Origin of the sequence: Acidocella sp. (assembly GCF_035535915.1) — a bacterium.
Taxonomy (GTDB): Bacteria; Pseudomonadota; Alphaproteobacteria; order Acetobacterales; family Acetobacteraceae; genus Acidocella.
The window spans coordinates 41021-56097 of sequence record NZ_DATLPB010000088.1; the positions used below are offsets into that span (position 1 = coordinate 41021).

Genomic DNA, 15077 nt, shown 5'->3' on the forward strand with positions numbered 1-15077 from the left:
GAGAGGTCGCCATGCCGCCACGCGCCTATTCTTACCTGCGCTTTTCGACGCCAGAGCAAGCCAAGGGTGACAGCCAGAGGAGGCAGGCGGCACTCGCTGCGGGATATGCCCAGCGTCACGGCCTGGAACTTGACGCGGAGTTGACCTTCCGAGACCTGGGAGTATCGGCATTCCGTGGTACCAACGCTGAGACGGGACGGCTTGCCGACTTCTTGGAGGCCGTCAGTTCTGGTTTGGTGCCAAGCGGGTCGTTCCTCTTGGTTGAGAGCCTGGACCGGATCTCCAGGCAGGCGGCGCGTCGAGCGTTTCGGCTGCTCGATGAGATTGTCGAATCCGGGGTTGTGCTCGTCACGCTGAATGATGAACGGCGGTATTCAGCCGATAACCTCGACAGAGACCCCACGGCCCTGATGATCGCCCTGTTGACGCTGATCAGGGCGAACGAGGAGAGCGAGACCAAAAGCCGTCGTGTGGCAGCAGCGTGGGCGGCGAAGCGGGAGAAGGCCACTGAAAAGCCGCTGACCTCACGCTGCCCTGGGTGGCTTCGTCTGGACAAGGCGACAGGCCGCTTTGAGGTGATCCCGGACCGATCAGCCATCGTCTCCCGCATCTTCAACGAGGCGCTGGCAGGCGTCGGCCAGAACAGCATTGCGCGGCGTCTGAATGAACAAGGCGTTCCGGTGTTCGGCGGTGGAGGTCGCCAGAGTTCGCAATGGCACCGAAGCTACGTCGTGAAGATCCTCAGCAACGCGGCGACTGTCGGGACCATGACGCCGCACCGGCTGATGCATGACGGCGCTAAGAAGACCCGCAAGGCGCTGGACCCTGTGCCCAACTATTACCCCGCCATCGTTTCGGCAGATACCTTTGACCGGGTGCAGCAGATGCGAGACGGGACCCATGCGCCCAGGCGGGGCGTCCATGCGAAGCGCCCGGTGGCAAACATCTTTGGAGGCCTGCTGAGGTGCCCGACGTGCCAAGGGGCAATGACTCGAGCGACCAAAGGCCGCTGGTCCTATTTGGTCTGCACCAAGGCCAAGGGCGGCGCTGGATGCGCTTATAAGGCTATCCCCTACCCAGCCGTTGAGGGCAACACGCTTGCCCGCATTGATGAGATCATTGCCGAGTGCCCGACGCCCCGAGCCGAAGGACTCGATGCGCGGCTGGAAGAGATCGATACGGTGCTTGGCATTATCACGGACGACCTCGAAACGCTCGCTGATGCCGTGACGGGCCGAGGCGGGGCCGTTGAGACCCTGGTGGAGCGTATGCGGTCTCTGGAAGCCCAGCACGCGGAACTGAAGGCGGAACAGCGGACCCTGCAAGATCGTCGAGCGGTGGCGATGGGGTTCGGATTTACGGCGCGGCTTGAGGAACTAAGGGAAGCTGCGCGCACCGCCCCGCTGGACCGGACGAGGATCAATGCGGCTCTGCGCGTCCTGTTGGCCCGAGTGACCCCCAACAGGGGCTCCGGCATGATTGAGTTCGAGTGGAAGCACGGCGGCGAGAGCCGGATCATGTATGGGTGGCCCGAAGACTTCGACTGACCGGGAACTGGATGGTCTGCGGCTGCGCGGGAATCGTTGCAACGGCTTGCCGAAGCCATAGGGAGAGGCGGACGGTAACGCTACTGACGCACCTTATGCGGGCAGGTGTAATGCCTTCAGGACTACTGCCGAAATGACTGACTGCAGGACGGGGGCGACGTACGTCGTTGTGAAATCCTTAAGCTCGGAGGTGATTGTGGGCTTGTCGATTTTAGGCGCTTGAAGCCCCGACTTGATTTGCTCGAGTATCTGTACAGCTTTTTCAGACTGCTGATCGACCGCATTGTTCACAGCATTTTGGTCTGCCGTGCATTGACCGCCACCTGCCGTGACGACCAATCCCGTGGTTCGCGAGCCTGGTCCGCCCCCTGTAGCGGTAACGCTAAGCCCTGTTCCACTTCCGTTTGATATGGCTTCAACCCCAACGCAGTTCACCTGAAGATAAAATTGATTCGGCTTTTGCTGCAGAGACTGGATTGCGGAATTGATTACGGTGATAGCGGACGCAATGTCCGGTGTCCGAGCATTAGCGCCCGCACTCGGGCTCATCACCAAGATTGCTGTCAATGCTACAGCCAATTGTGACACTCTCATTGGACTTTCCTCACGTTGGTGTTTCGACGGCGGGCGACTCTCTGCCAAGATCGTAGGGTAATCAAATCGTTGCGTTCTGAGAAGTGATAGGCCACCTAGCACACTGCCGGTGCTCGATGACGCCCCTGGCCGTCCACCAGACCGCCCCCGGCCCACCGCCCGGTAGGTCAGAATTCAGCGGGACTTTGCGTCACACCGAGAGTGGGAGAGGACGACGATAATTAACAACCCGAAGCCGACTTTTTTGAAATGGCTGTGGATTGCTGCCCGGTGCCCGTGATTTTGGTCTGATCAATTCGCGTCACGTCGCGTCAAATCAAACGATCAATCAAAACGAATCGTGATGACACCAAACGATCGCGATAAGTGACTGATAAGTCAGCAACAATCATCACATGCGACGCTGGATGACTACACAGTGTGTGCTGTGCGGAATGCTTAGCGGCTGGCGTCATGGTCACGGTGAGCCGCTGACGCGATGACAAGGGGACCGATCCGATTGGTTCCCTTTATCGTGTGACCCCGCAAAAAAGTACGGGTGATGCCACGGCAGGAAGCATGCCAGCGCCCGCCATCGAGTCATGCGTTTGGCGAATCACACCGATTCCATTTCGACTCACCTGCGCTGATTCGTTCCGCCGTATGAACACTGTCACCGAACGGAGACGGTCTTCGTACGGCAGCACAGGGGCGGCGCGATGACGGGCAGGTATGTTTCCTACCTTCGGGTTAGCACAGAACGGCAGGGCAGGTCCGGCTTGGGACTTGAAGCGCAGCGTGCAGCGGTCGCAGCGTTCCTGAAGGACGGCGCGGTGTTGCTAGGCGAGGTCATCGAGGTGGAATCCGGTAAGCGGTCAGACCGGCCAAAGCTGGCTGAGGCGCTGCTTTCGTGTCAGCGCACGGGCGCTACGCTGCTCATCGCTAAGCTGGACCGTCTGAGCCGGGATGCGCACTTCCTGTTGGGTCTGCAGCGGGCTGGGACGGCATTCAGAGCCTTGGATATCCCGAGTGCCGATAACTTCAGCGTGGGTCTGATGGCCCTGATGGCCCAGCGAGAGCGTGAGCTGATCAGCGAGCGGACCAAAGCTGCCTTGGCGGCGGCTAAGGCGCGTGGGGTGGCAATGGGCGGCTTCCGTGGTCACCTGCCTGATGGACGGCTCGGCGCAGCAGCTAACGCCGACGCAGCGCGTGACTACGCGGCGCTCGTTGGGCCGATGATTAAGGCAGGCATCGAGGCCGGTCAGAGCCTGCGGCAGGTGGCCGCGCAGATGGTTGCGGCGGGCATCAGGACTCCACGGGGCGGGCAATGGTCAGCGGCTGCAGTGCGCTCTGTCTGGCTACGGCTGCAGGCCACCGCAGGAACGCTCAATGAGGCTGAAGGCAGGCAGCGATGGACTGGCCGAGCGGTATAATCCTACACATAACGTAGAGATATCTTATTGCGCAACGACGCTAAGTGAAGACATAAAACTAAACAATGGAGACTTGCCTTGACGAAACTTGATGACCCCCAGTGGGGCCAACCCTTCACCATCGAAGAGCTTGAGACGGCCTTGGGGCTTGCTGCTGACATTGGGTTGCCCCTCAGCATCGGCGAGGAACATGAAGGCTGCGACGAGGTGCTGGAGATACCGCACAGGGTCCAGAACCTGCGCGATGGCGGCGAGATGCTCTTCATGATCTGGAAGGACGCGGACGGCGGAAGGTTTGTCGTGCAGGAGCTGGCATGCCCCGAGACCCGCACGATGACCACGAACAGCCTCAGCGATGCCTTGCGGTTCTGCAGGGAGCAGCGCGGCGCTGACTGGGCTGTAGTCGCTCAGTGAGTCCGTCCGGCGGTGAAGGCTTAGTGTCTCCACGGCGAGCGGCGTTGCGACGTCTGAGTGGTAGCGCAACGACGAGCACCACAGTACAGGCGCTGGACGCCTTGATGATGCCCCGAACAGAAAGACCGACCATGCAGACCAGTGCTGAAGATGCTTTGACTTTGCCACCCGCCGTCGCTGACGACCTACGCAAACTCGCCGCCGACCGAGGCGCTGATGGCAGTACCGTGGAGCGGTTCCTCGATAAGGTGCGCCTGGGAACCGACAGCGACACTGCGGAAAATGAGTCAGCCGAAGCGCAGGCGGCTTTCCTCCGGAATCTCCGTGGCGATAGTGCCGACCATCAACCCGACGGCGACGGGGTTCCGCCGACAGAAGACCTCGGACACTGTTTGATCTGGACAAGAGGGAAGTCCGGGAACGGGTATGGGGCGTTTAAGCTGGATGGAAAGATGCAGCGCGCGCATAGAGCCTCCTACGAAATCTTCCGTGGGCCTATCCCCGAAGGGTTCGTCGTTCGCCATCGATGCGACGTTCCCCTCTGCGTAAATCCGGAGCACTTGGAGCTTGGTACGTCGGCGGAGAATGTTAAAGACAGAGATGCGCGTGGAAGACGCGGGATTCCGTCTGCAGATCTCACGGACTCAGTAAAGGCTACAGTTGTCGAGTGGAACGCCAATGGCATGACGCAGCAGGAAATCGCCTATAGGTTAAGCGTTAGCCGGAGTACCATTGAGAAGGTGTGCCGGGATGATCGGAAGAGGGCGAAGCAAACGCACGATTGAAGGTCGGGGGCGGCGCAGACTGGGCTGTAGCCGCTAAGTGGATCTGTATGGCCAGGAGAGGCTCTACGTCTCACACGCCGGGTCATGCAGATCACCGCTACACACGACTGTAAGCAGCTGCAGGACTCTTCAAGAGGTCTGCATGCCCCCCTACGGTATGGATTATCTACAATCGTTCACCGCTCAGGGTGGACCAGCAGGGACTGAATGACCGACCTACAGCATCTTAAAGATGATCTTAAGGTAAATCTTGCGGCGTCTCACGTAACCAGCGGAGATTCGAGAAGTTTGGCTCCGCGACTACATCAAGCCGAATTTATGATGCTGGTCTCTACGCCCCGTGACGCCGCCGCCAAGGCGCTCGTGGAGCGTCTGACAGCCGATGTGGCCGCCCAGGAGCAGCGCCTCAGACCTCGGGGCCAGAAGGAGCGCAGGTATCTTGGCGAAGCGGTAGCGGCTGTTGTCGGGGGCGTGCTGAAGCCCGCGCTGAGACGTGGCAATGCCGTCTTCCGGAGCCGCAGCGAGGACGCCTACGGCGGCGACGTCGGATACTCAGCAGCACTCGCCGCGCTCGATGGGCTGGCCGCTCTGGGCTACCTGCGGCATCACCCAGGCGTCCGCTACGAGCATCACGACGGTTTCAGCGCTAGCCAAGCCTGGACAGGCTTGGCGAGCCGGTATGAAGCCACGGAGACGCTCGTAGGTCTGGCAGCGTCCTACGGCATCACCGCCGAGACCGTGAAGAGCGCGTTTACCACCCGCTTTCCGGCGAAGGCCGAGGTCATCAAGACACCCGTGGAGCTGAAGCAATTCAAGACGGGCAAATCGAAGATGAACGGCGGGCAGTCCATCCGCGTTCCTCGGAGCGACGACACATACAAGCAGCTCACGGCGGAGGTGAGGCTGGCAAACCAGCTGCTTGCGGCTCCCTCATGGTCCAACTGCCGCCCGCCATCGCTGCGCCGCACCTTCCGGGGCAACTGGAGCTTCGGAGGGCGCTGGACAATCCCTGGCGATTCTCCTGTCCAGCAGATGTCTGGAGAAGAGCGGCTAGATATCCTGATCGACGGCCAGCCAGTCTGTGAGCTGGACGCGAGCGGCTCGCAGCTCTCCATAGTCGCCGCGCTGGCCGGTGTGGCGGAACTGCCGGGCGACCCGTACCAGCTCGGGCCGCTCGCTGCGTTCGACCGCGACGTGGTCAAAGCGGCAGCGACGGTTATGCTCGGCAGCGGCAAACTGCGGCGGACATGGCCAAAGGAGATGGAGGACGATGCGACGGTGAGCTGGGCCGAGATCTCATCCGCGCTGGTCTCAACTCACCCCTACCTACGCCACCTCTCTGAGCTTCTCCGGGTTCCTTCTGACCGCGTTGCGCTTCGCCTTCAGAACATCGAGGCGCAGTGCCTGACCCACGCCATGCGGACGCTGTGGGCGGAACTGCTACCGGTGGTGCCCATCCATGACGGCCTGCTGGTTCCCGTCGCAGCTGCTGGGATGGCCGAGGTGGCGCTGAGAGACGGCTACAGGACCGTCGCGAGGGCAATCATCCGGACGACGCGGAGTGTCGGAGGGTGCGCCGCATGACATGCCCTCCACAGACTCACAGAGACTCGCCTGGACCCGTGGCGGCGTCTTCTGGTGGGTGACTAGCGGAGGCTCTGTGGGGAGGCTGTATGACTCTCCTGAGTCGTCCTACCGAGCGGAGACAGTGGCGCGGCTCATTATGAATGCCCAGCGAGGGCGCGTGCGTACCTGGACCACGGAGCCGCCGCCCGCCTATGACCTGAGTGCCTGTTACGCCGCGCGACATGTCTTCTTTGTGTCGCGCGGCGGGAGGGGCGCATTAGGCATATCCCTCCACGCCAAGTTGTACCCCCTCTTTCTCAGCCCGCAAACGCACGTAACCGCGCACTATATTTTCGCGAAACTCGTACCAGCCCGCACCCGTCCCAACGATGATCTGACCGTGCCGTGCGGACTTGAGGGCGTTCAAACGGAGTGAAAAGTTATGCTTCACTAGTGGTTGGCGCGGATAGCGCTCAGCCATTATACGCAGATAGGATTTTTCGTAGATGTCTGTCGTCTGCCGACGGAGGAGTTGGTGATCCGCTACCGCCCACAGGACCTCCTCATAATCGTCCAGGTACTTCTGCACCGCATTGTCATAGATCATTTTGAGCGTCGTCTCAGCTTCCGCCACGGCTTGAGATACGCCGCTCTCAAAATGCTTCTGCGTGCAAACGTCAACCAAGTCCTCGTCATCGAACATGCTCCAAAAGAGCTGCTCTCCGATTAGGTGAATGTAGGACGGAAAGCCGTCGCTGATTTGCCCAATCCGGACAAGATGCCCGTGGCTGACTTTGACGCCAAGCGCGTTGGCCGCAGCGTTTATGATCTCCCAACGGGCGTCGTGCGTTAGCCGCTCCAGGTGGATCGGAGAAAGATAGCGTCCAGTAGAGAGATGAACACCGATCAAATTTTCCAGGCTGTTCCCGATCCCGCAGAATATAAAGCGAACATTCAGATTTTGATCAGATACCTGCTTAATCACTTCCGCGCAGCATTTACGCTGCTCGTTATCCACCATTTGATCAAACTCATCGAAAATTATGACCGGCTCAGCGGAGTGGGCCTCGCCCACGTATTTGAGCAGCTGAATCGCATCGTTGACGGTCTCAATCGGTGGTACGTCACCATTCGAAATGTTGGCTGCCCAATCGTATCCAAAACCGCCCACGCTCGCCTTGACGCGGTGCTCCGTCTTTTTTTGCTTGATCCTCCCGCCCAATGGTAATGCTTGCCGAACAGCGTCGCGGACCGTCGTAAGAAACGGCGCTGCCCCACACGTTAGCAAGATTGGCTCTGCGTCCGCCGACTGGTGTAAAAACGCAGCAGTCTGGGCCAAGGACGTTTTACCGACACCCCGGTCTCCGTAGATGAATATATGCTTGCCTGCGGAATTGAATGCCCGGTCGATCTGCCTAAGGTTCTGGGCTCGTCCCTTTAGATGTTCCGGACTGGAAATCGCCTGGGCGGGGGTTAGGTTCTCTTTCAGGATCTGCTTAAATGTCGTTTCGTCTAAATTTTTAATCGCCACCTTGAATGTCCCCGATTAGACAGCGCCCACTACCGCCCCGGATATTCCGCGCAGATATCATTACGAGTCGCAAGGTCAGGCGCGGGGCTGGCCAACGTGTTGGTCTTCACGATCTAACAAGGAGCAAATTATGCCCGCCCGCCGCGGCCACTTCCAGGGCCCGCCGCGCCGTTTCCATGCCGCGCACATCCGCGAGGTCCGGCGCCGTGCGCTCGAGCCCGAGCTGCCCCGCGGGCGGCGCCGAGAGCAATTGCGTGCCGCGGAAATGGTTGATGAGGCAGAGCAGGTCGGGCGCGGCCAGGATGGTGATATCCCCCGCCCAGCCGGCTTCCGGCCCCTGCGCTTCCGGGCAGATCAGCCCCAGCTCGCGGGCGGCGGCGGCGATGGAGGCGGGCAGCACTCCGGCCACCGGATTGATCCGCCCGTCCAGCGACAATTCGCCCAGCGCGGCGAACTGCGCCAGCTCCTCGGCCGGCAGCACATCCATCGCCGCCAGCACCGCGAGCGCCACCGGCAGGTCGAAATGGCTGCCCTCCTTCAGCACATCGGCGGGCGCGAGATTCACCAGGACACGCTTGGGCGGCAAAGCCAGCCCCCATGGCGGTGAGCGCGGCGCGCACCCGCTCCCGCGCTTCGCCCACCGCCTTGTCCGGCAGGCCGACCATCAGAAAATTCGGCAGGCCGCTGGCGATCTGCACCTGCACTTCCACCGGCTGCGCCTCGATGCCGGCGAAAGCGAAACTGTTTGCACGTGCAATGGCCATAACCCACCGTAGATTGTTACGGAAAGGTTATAATTTGGCGGGCCTATTGTCTACGTGGAAAGAAAGCAGCCGCTTTTTTGAAAAAAAGCGGCGCAAAAAACTTTTGTTACTCTGGGCCGGCGGCGTTGAAACCAGCACGGCCCAAGTTAACAAAGTTTTTTTGCTACTTTTTGTTCACAAAAAGTAGCGCTTACTCTTTTCTTGTCTTAGCTGCTGCGCTTCACCGCGAGGCCGGCGCTGGCCTGGCAGGTCGGCATCATTTCGATGCGGTTGATGTTCATATGCTCCGGCAGTGCCACGATCCAGGATGCGGCCTCGGCGATGTCCTCGGGCATCAGCGGGGTGGTGCCGGCATAGACGGAGGCCGCCTTTTCCTTGTCGCCGCCGAAGCGCACGGCGCTGAATTCCGAGCCGCCGACCAGGCCGGGCTGGATGTCGGTCACGCGGATATTCTTGCCCGCGAGGTCGGCCCGCAGATTGAGCGAGAATTGCTGCACGAACGCCTTGGTGGCGCCGTACACATGTCCGCCCGGGTAGGGGTAGTTGCCGGCGATCGAGCCGAGATTGATGATCGTGCCGCGGTTGCGCGCGACCATGCCGGGCAGGATGGCGCGGGTCATGTGCACCAGGCCGGAGATGTTGGTGGCGATCATCGTGTCCCAGTCCTTGAGGTCCGCATCCCAGGCGGGGGAGAGGCCAAGGGCGAGGCCGGCATTGTTCACCAGCACGTCGATCTCGCGCCAGTCCGCCGGCAGCGTGTCGAGGAAGCCGGCGACGGCCTTCTCGTCGGTCACGTCCAGTTTGGCGATATGCACTTTGTCGCCCAGTTCCTTCTTCAGCTCGGCCAGGCGGTCCTCGCGGCGGCCGGTGGCGATGACGCGGTGGCCATCCTTGACGAAGCGGCGGGCGAAGGCGGCGCCGAAGCCGGCGGTGGCGCCGGTGACGAGAATCGTTTTCATGAACCTCTCCAGATAGATGCGTGTGTCAATTAAGCTCATAGCCTCGCGGCGCAAGACGCGTTCCGCTGGTCTTCAGAGGTGTGCGCGGAATCAATTGTCCGGCCGGGCGGTTGCCGTGCAAGCCGCACATGGCTACATCCCATGCATGCGCTGGACCTGGACCCCCTGCCTGCTTTTGCTCGCCCTGTCTGCCTGTGCCTTGCCGGGCCGTCAGACATTCGCCGCCAAGCCCGCCGGCGCGGATACCGCCTCGGTCAACGCGACGCAGGCCTTTTCCGGCCGCATTCCGCTGGTGACGATCCTGCCGGGCACGCAGGATTTCGCCCAGCCGGTGCAGAACGCGGTGAAACAGGCCCTGGCGATCAAGCCGACGGCGCAGTTCGAGGTCGAGGCGCAGACGCCCGTGGCGCCCTCGCCGGAGCAGAGCGCCGAGGCTCTGTCCGGCCTGGCCGGCACCGCCGCCGCCGTGGCCAAGTCCATTGTCGCCGATGGCGTGCCCGTCGACCGTGTCAGCCTCACGGCGAGGACCGCCGGTCTGGATGCCGGCATCCTCGTTTACGTGAAGTGATCTTCCCGCTCCTGATGCCGCTCATGCGGCGGCTCGACCCGGAGACCGCGCATGATCTGGCGTTGCGCGGCCTGCGCGCGGGCTTCGGCGGATTCGATCGCACGCCGGACGATCCGATCCTGGCGGTGCAGGCTTTCGGCCGGACGCTGCGCAACCCCATCGGCCTCGCCGCCGGGTTCGACAAGAACGCCGTGGCGGTGAACGCGCTGGGGCGGCTGGGCTTCGGCTTCGTCGAGGCCGGCACCGTCACGCCGCGGCCGCAGGCAGGCAATCCGCGCCCGCGTCTGTTCCGCCTGCCCGAGGACAAAGCGGTCATCAACCGCATGGGCTTCAACAATGGCGGGATCGACGCCTACCTCGCCAATCTGCGCGGGATCGATCGCGGCCTAGTGGCGTTGGGGGCGAATGTCGGCATCAACAAGGAAGGCGCGGACCCGGAACGGGATTACCCGGCTTTGGTCTCCGCCGTTTCACCCTTCGCCGATTATGTGACCGTGAACATTTCCTCGCCCAACACGCCGGGCTTGCGGGACCTGCAAGGCGAGGCGCGGCTTTCCGGAATCTTAAGCGCCATCGTCACGGACAAGCCCATCTTCGTGAAAATCGCCCCCGACCTCGCGCCGGAAGGGCTCGAGGCGGTGATCGGCGTGTGCCTGGCGCGCAAGGTGAGCGGGCTGATCGTTTCCAACACCACCATCGCCCGGCCTGACACGCTGCGCGGCGCGGCGCGAACCGAGGCCGGCGGCCTTTCCGGCGCGCCCTTGCTGGCGCCCTCCACCGCCATGCTGGCGCAGGCCTACCGGCTGGCGGGCAAGAAACTCATGCTGATCGGCGTGGGCGGGATTTTCACGGCCGAGGACGCGCTGGCGAAAATCCTCGCCGGGGCCAGCCTGGTGCAGGTCTATACCGGATTCGCCTATCAGGGGCCGCCGATGATTCCGAAGCTTAAAACAGGCCTCGCGCAATTGCTGCGCGCCCGCGGGTTCCCGCACATCCAGGATGCGGTGGGGGCAGGGGCATGAGCGGCTTCGGGCGCTTGAGCGTAGATTATGACGGGTTCATCGTCGATCTCTGGGGCGTCGTGCATGACGGCGTCAAACCCTATCCCGGCGTGCTGGATTGTCTGGCCCGGCTGAGGGGCGCGGGCAAACGCGTGGTGTTCCTCTCCAACGCGCCGCGCCGGGCGGACAAGATCGCCGAGGCGCTGGCCGACATGGGCATCACCCGGGACTTCTACGACGCCATCATGTCGAGCGGCGAGGCGGTGTATCAGGCGCTGCGCGACCGTACCGATGAGTTCGCCGCCCTCGGCAACACGCTCTACCATCTCGGGCCGCCGCGCGACCGCGGGCTATTCGACACGCTGCCCTTGCGCGAGGCGAGCAGCCCGGCGGCGGCGGATTTCATCCTCAACACCGGGCCCGACGACATTCTCGGCCCGCAGGACCCCTCGGTGTACCAGCCGGTGCTCGATGAAGGGTTGAAGCACGAGAAACCGATGGTCTGCGCCAATCCGGACCTGGAAGTGATCCGCGACGGGCAACGCATCATCTGCGCTGGGCTGCTCGCGGAAATATACGAATCGGCCGGCGGCAAAGTCATCCAGCGCGGCAAACCCGACCCGGCGATCTACGCTCCCACCCTGGCGCTGCTCGGCACGGAACGGCGCAGAACCCTGGCGGTGGGCGATTCGCTGCGCACCGACATGGCCGGCGCCAAAGCGGCCCGGATCGACGCATGCTGGGTGCTCTCGGGCATCCACGCGCTGCGGCCCGAGGAAGCGCCGCAAGAGGCGGAAATGGCGGGGATTACGCCAACGGCGATTTTGCCGGGGTTGGTTTGGTAAGCAAGGAAGCAAGCAGGCGCTTTTTGAAAAAAGCGCCGCAAAAACTTTTATTTATGCTGGATCATGGGCGTTAGCGCTGACACCGCCCATGACCCAGCATAACAAAGTTTTTTTGCTACTTTTTGTTCACAAAAAGTAGCGCTTTCTTGCCTTGCCTACGCCTTCGCTAACCGATCAAACGCCATCAGCCGTTCGATCAGCGCCGGCATCTCGCGCAGGGGGATCATGTTCGGCCCGTCGGAGGGCGCGCGGTCCGGGTCCGGGTGGCATTCGATGAAGACAGCGGCGCAGCCCACCGCCAAAGCGGCGCGGGCCAGTACCGGGGCGAAGCGCCGGTCGCCGCCGCTCGAGGTGCCCTGGCCGCCCGGCTGCTGCACCGAATGTGTGGCGTCGAACACCACGGGGTAGGAGGTTTCGGCCATGATCGGGAGGGAGCGCATGTCGCTCACCAGCGTGTTGTAGCCGAAGCTCGCGCCGCGCTCGCAGAGCAGGATGTTCTCGTTGCCGGTGCTGGCGATTTTCGCGGCGACATTCTTCATGTCCCACGGCGCCAGGAACTGGCCCTTTTTCACGTTGATGGCGCGGCCCGTCTCGCCGGCGGCGAGCAGCAGGTCCGTCTGGCGGCAGAGGAAGGCCGGGATCTGCAGCACGTCCACGGCCTGCGCGACGGGGGCGCATTGCGCGGCGTCATGCACGTCGGTCAGCACCGGGAGGCCGAAGCGCTGCCGCACCTCGGCGAGGATTTCCAGCCCCTGCGCCATGCCGATGCCGCGCGCGGCGTTGGCCGAGGTGCGGTTGGCCTTGTCGTAGCTGGATTTGTAGATCACGCCGATGCCGAGCCTTTGGGCCATCTCGGCCAGCGCGCCCGCCACCTCCAGCGTGTGTGCGCGCGACTCGATCTGGCAGGGGCCGGCGATCAGGGTGAAGGGCAGGTCGTTGGCGATCGTGAGACCGCCGACCGTGACGCGCTTCATACCAGCCTCGACTGGTGCACCGCGGCGGCGATGAAGCCTTCAAACAGCGGATGCGGCGCGAACGGCTTGGATTTCAGCTCGGGGTGGAACTGCACGCCGATGAACCACGGATGGTCCGCATATTCGACGATCTCCGGCAGCACGCCGTCGGGCGACAGGCCGGAGAAGCGCAGGCCGGTGGCTTCGAGCTGCTCGCGGTAATGGACGTTCACCTCGTAGCGGTGGCGATGGCGCTCGGAAATTTCCGCAGCTCCGCCATAGACGGCGCGGACCAGCGATTCCTGGGCGAGGACGGCGGGGAAGGCGCCGAGGCGCATCGTGCCGCCAAGATTGCCGCCGGCATGACGGCGCTCAATGTCGTTGCCGCGCGCCCATTCGGTCAGCAGGCCGACCACGGGGATCTCGCAGGGGCCGAATTCGGTGGAGGAGGCGCCGCGCAGCCCAGCCAGGTTCCGCGCCGCCTCGATCACCGCCATCTGCATGCCGAGGCAGATGCCGAGGAACGGCACCTTGCGCTCGCGGGCGAAGCGCACCGCCTCGATCTTGCCCTGGGTGCCGCGCTCGCCGAAACCGCCCGGCACCAGAATGCCGTCCACGCCGTCGAGCTGCTGCACAGTGTCGGGCTGCTCGAACACTTCCGAGTCCATCCACTCGAGCCGCACCTTCACCTTGTTGGCGATGCCGCCATGCGCCAGCGCCTCGGCCAGCGATTTATAGCTGTCCAGCAGGTTGGTGTATTTGCCGACCACGGCGATCCGCACCTCGCCTTCCGGCGCAACCACGGTATTGACGATGCGGCGCCAGCCGGACAAATCGGGCTGGCTCTCGAAGGGCAGGTTGAAATGCCGCAGCACTTCGCGGTCCATGCCGGCCTCGTGGTAGGAGATCGGCACGGCATAAATCGTGTTGACGTCCAGCGCCGGCACCACGGCCTCGGTGCGCACATTGCAGAAGCTGGCGATCTTGCGCCGCTCATTGTCGGGGATCGGCCGGTCGCACCGGCAGATCAGCATATGCGGCTGGATGCCGACATTCTGCAGCTCTTTCACCGAATGCTGCGTCGGCTTGGTCTTCAGCTCGCCGGCCGACTGGATATAGGGCACCAGTGTCAGATGCACGAACATCGCGCGTTCCGTGGTCAGCTCGTTGCCGAGCTGGCGGATCGCTTCGAGGAAGGGCAGGCTTTCGATGTCGCCGACCGTGCCGCCGATTTCCACCAGGACGAAATCGAACGAAGCCGAGTCGCGCAGCACCGTTTCCTTGATGGCGTCGGTGATGTGCGGGATCACCTGCACCGTGGCGCCGAGATAGTCGCCGCGCCGTTCCTTGGCGATGACCTCGGAATAGATCTTGCCGGTGGTCGCATTGTCCAGCTTGTTGGCGGCGACCCCGGTGAAGCGCTCATAATGGCCGAGATCGAGATCGGTCTCCGCGCCGTCATCGGTCACGAACACCTCGCCATGCTGGTAAGGGCTCATCGTGCCGGGGTCGACGTTGAGATAGGGGTCCAGCTTGCGCAGCCGGACCGAGTAACCACGGGCCTGCAACAGGGCGCCCAGCGCCGCCGAGGCAATGCCTTTACCGAGAGACGATACCACGCCGCCGGTGATGAATACGAACCGCGTCATGGAATCCGTTCATACATCATGAATCGTAGAAAAAAACGTGGGGCGAGGGGAATTATTGTCCGCTATGCCCTGGAAGCGGGGGTGCGGGGACGGAAGGCGCGGGGACGGCCGGTCCGCCGGTCGGCGCCGCCGGGGCGGCGGGCGCGGGCAGCGCGTCGGCCGGGGTCTGCGGCAACGGCGCCGGGCCGGGCGGGGCGACGGGCGCGGGCACGGTCGGCCCGCTATTGAGGATCGCCGCCGCGCCGGTGCTGGCGCTGTTGTGGTAAAGCACGGCCAAGCCCAGCGAGAGCGCGAAGAACAGGGTGCCGAGGATCGCGGTGGCGCGGGTCAGAAGATTCGCCGTACCCCGCCCGGTCATGAAGTTGCCCATGCCCTGGCTGGCGCCGAGGCCGAGGCCGCCGCCCTCACTGCGTTGGATCAGCACCACGCCGATCAGCGCGATGGTGACGAACACGTGGAGCACGAGAAGAACTTCAATCATCCGAGACC

15 protein-coding genes and 1 pseudogene are annotated in these 15077 nt (G+C 63.0%); 9 read left to right on the forward strand and 7 right to left on the reverse strand.

Features of this window, described 5'->3' with window-relative positions:
• Window positions 1-11 precede the first annotated feature (11 nt).
• Window positions 12-1547 (forward strand): recombinase family protein, encoded by a 1536-nt coding sequence (locus VNC39_RS11230; RefSeq protein ID WP_325399203.1) that lies wholly within the window; start codon window positions 12-14, stop codon window positions 1545-1547.
• Window positions 1548-1640: 93 nt separating this feature from the next.
• Here the strand turns inward: VNC39_RS11230 and VNC39_RS11235 are convergent, their stop codons facing one another.
• Window positions 1641-2141, reverse strand: a complete 501-nt coding sequence (locus VNC39_RS11235) for a hypothetical protein (protein WP_325399205.1) — start codon at window positions 2139-2141, stop codon at window positions 1641-1643.
• 698 nt (window positions 2142-2839) lie between these two features.
• Here VNC39_RS11235 and VNC39_RS11240 point away from each other — a divergent pair.
• The 4 genes from VNC39_RS11240 to VNC39_RS11255 all read left to right on the forward strand — a co-directional run bounded on the left by VNC39_RS11240 (window position 2840) and on the right by VNC39_RS11255 (window position 6336).
• On the forward strand, window positions 2840-3553 hold the full coding sequence (locus VNC39_RS11240; protein WP_325399207.1) for a recombinase family protein: 714 nt from the start codon (window positions 2840-2842) through the stop codon (window positions 3551-3553).
• A 78-nt stretch (window positions 3554-3631) separates the two neighbouring features.
• Window positions 3632-3967, forward strand: a complete 336-nt coding sequence (locus VNC39_RS11245) for a hypothetical protein (RefSeq protein ID WP_325399209.1) — start codon at window positions 3632-3634, stop codon at window positions 3965-3967.
• Window positions 3968-4419: 452 nt separating this feature from the next.
• On the forward strand, window positions 4420-4752 hold the full coding sequence (locus VNC39_RS11250; protein ID WP_325399325.1) for an HNH endonuclease: 333 nt from the start codon (window positions 4420-4422) through the stop codon (window positions 4750-4752).
• Between the two features lie 207 nt (window positions 4753-4959).
• The gene (locus VNC39_RS11255) at window positions 4960-6336 is read left to right on the forward strand and encodes a hypothetical protein (RefSeq protein ID WP_325399211.1); all 1377 of its coding nucleotides are present in this window, start codon (window positions 4960-4962) and stop codon (window positions 6334-6336) included.
• A gap of 259 nt (window positions 6337-6595) precedes the next feature.
• Here VNC39_RS11255 and VNC39_RS11260 read toward each other — a convergent pair whose 3' ends face one another.
• Together VNC39_RS11260 and VNC39_RS11265 are read right to left on the reverse strand one after the other, a co-directional pair.
• The gene (locus tag VNC39_RS11260; RefSeq protein WP_325399213.1) at window positions 6596-7849 is read right to left on the reverse strand and encodes an ATP-binding protein; all 1254 of its coding nucleotides are present in this window, start codon (window positions 7847-7849) and stop codon (window positions 6596-6598) included.
• Between the two features lie 118 nt (window positions 7850-7967).
• Window positions 7968-8559, reverse strand: a pseudogene (locus VNC39_RS11265) (magnesium chelatase domain-containing protein); the annotation flags it as partial.
• Between VNC39_RS11265 and VNC39_RS11270 the strand changes: the two are divergent.
• The gene (locus VNC39_RS11270; protein WP_325399333.1) at window positions 8447-8800 is read left to right on the forward strand and encodes a hypothetical protein; all 354 of its coding nucleotides are present in this window, start codon (window positions 8447-8449) and stop codon (window positions 8798-8800) included. The pseudogene VNC39_RS11265 and the gene VNC39_RS11270 overlap by 113 nt on opposite strands.
• Before the next feature lie 19 nt (window positions 8801-8819).
• On the opposite strand, the gene VNC39_RS11275 is transcribed toward VNC39_RS11270, so the two are convergent.
• Entirely contained in the window at window positions 8820-9572 is a 753-nt protein-coding gene (locus VNC39_RS11275; RefSeq protein WP_325399215.1) for an SDR family NAD(P)-dependent oxidoreductase, read from the reverse strand.
• Between the two features lie 145 nt (window positions 9573-9717).
• Between VNC39_RS11275 and VNC39_RS11280 the strand changes: the two genes are divergently transcribed.
• From VNC39_RS11280 to VNC39_RS11290, 3 genes are read left to right on the forward strand one after another with little or no spacing between them, the layout of a single operon-like run.
• Window positions 9718-10140 (forward strand): hypothetical protein, encoded by a 423-nt coding sequence (locus tag VNC39_RS11280; protein WP_325399217.1) that lies wholly within the window; start codon window positions 9718-9720, stop codon window positions 10138-10140.
• 14 nt (window positions 10141-10154) lie between these two features.
• Complete coding sequence (locus VNC39_RS11285; RefSeq protein WP_325399327.1) at window positions 10155-11162, forward strand: quinone-dependent dihydroorotate dehydrogenase; 1008 nt, start codon at window positions 10155-10157, stop codon at window positions 11160-11162.
• Complete coding sequence (locus VNC39_RS11290; protein WP_325399219.1) at window positions 11159-11986, forward strand: TIGR01459 family HAD-type hydrolase; 828 nt, start codon at window positions 11159-11161, stop codon at window positions 11984-11986. The genes VNC39_RS11285 and VNC39_RS11290 overlap by 4 nt, the downstream gene beginning before the upstream one ends.
• Window positions 11987-12141: 155 nt before the next feature.
• Here the strand turns inward: VNC39_RS11290 and kdsA are convergent, their stop codons facing one another.
• Genes kdsA through secG form a run of 3 tightly spaced genes read right to left on the reverse strand, consistent with a single transcriptional unit; the run spans window position 12142 to window position 15069 of the window.
• Window positions 12142-12960: a 3-deoxy-8-phosphooctulonate synthase gene (gene kdsA, locus VNC39_RS11295; protein WP_325399221.1), complete on the reverse strand. Its 819-nt coding sequence runs from the start codon at window positions 12958-12960 to the stop codon at window positions 12142-12144.
• The gene (locus VNC39_RS11300) at window positions 12957-14588 is read right to left on the reverse strand and encodes a CTP synthase (protein ID WP_325399223.1); all 1632 of its coding nucleotides are present in this window, start codon (window positions 14586-14588) and stop codon (window positions 12957-12959) included. Before VNC39_RS11300 ends, kdsA begins: the two co-directional genes overlap by 4 nt.
• 52 nt (window positions 14589-14640) lie before the next feature.
• Window positions 14641-15069, reverse strand: coding sequence for a preprotein translocase subunit SecG (gene secG, locus VNC39_RS11305; protein ID WP_325399225.1), 429 nt, complete (start codon window positions 15067-15069; stop codon window positions 14641-14643).
• Window positions 15070-15077: the final 8 nt, after the last annotated feature.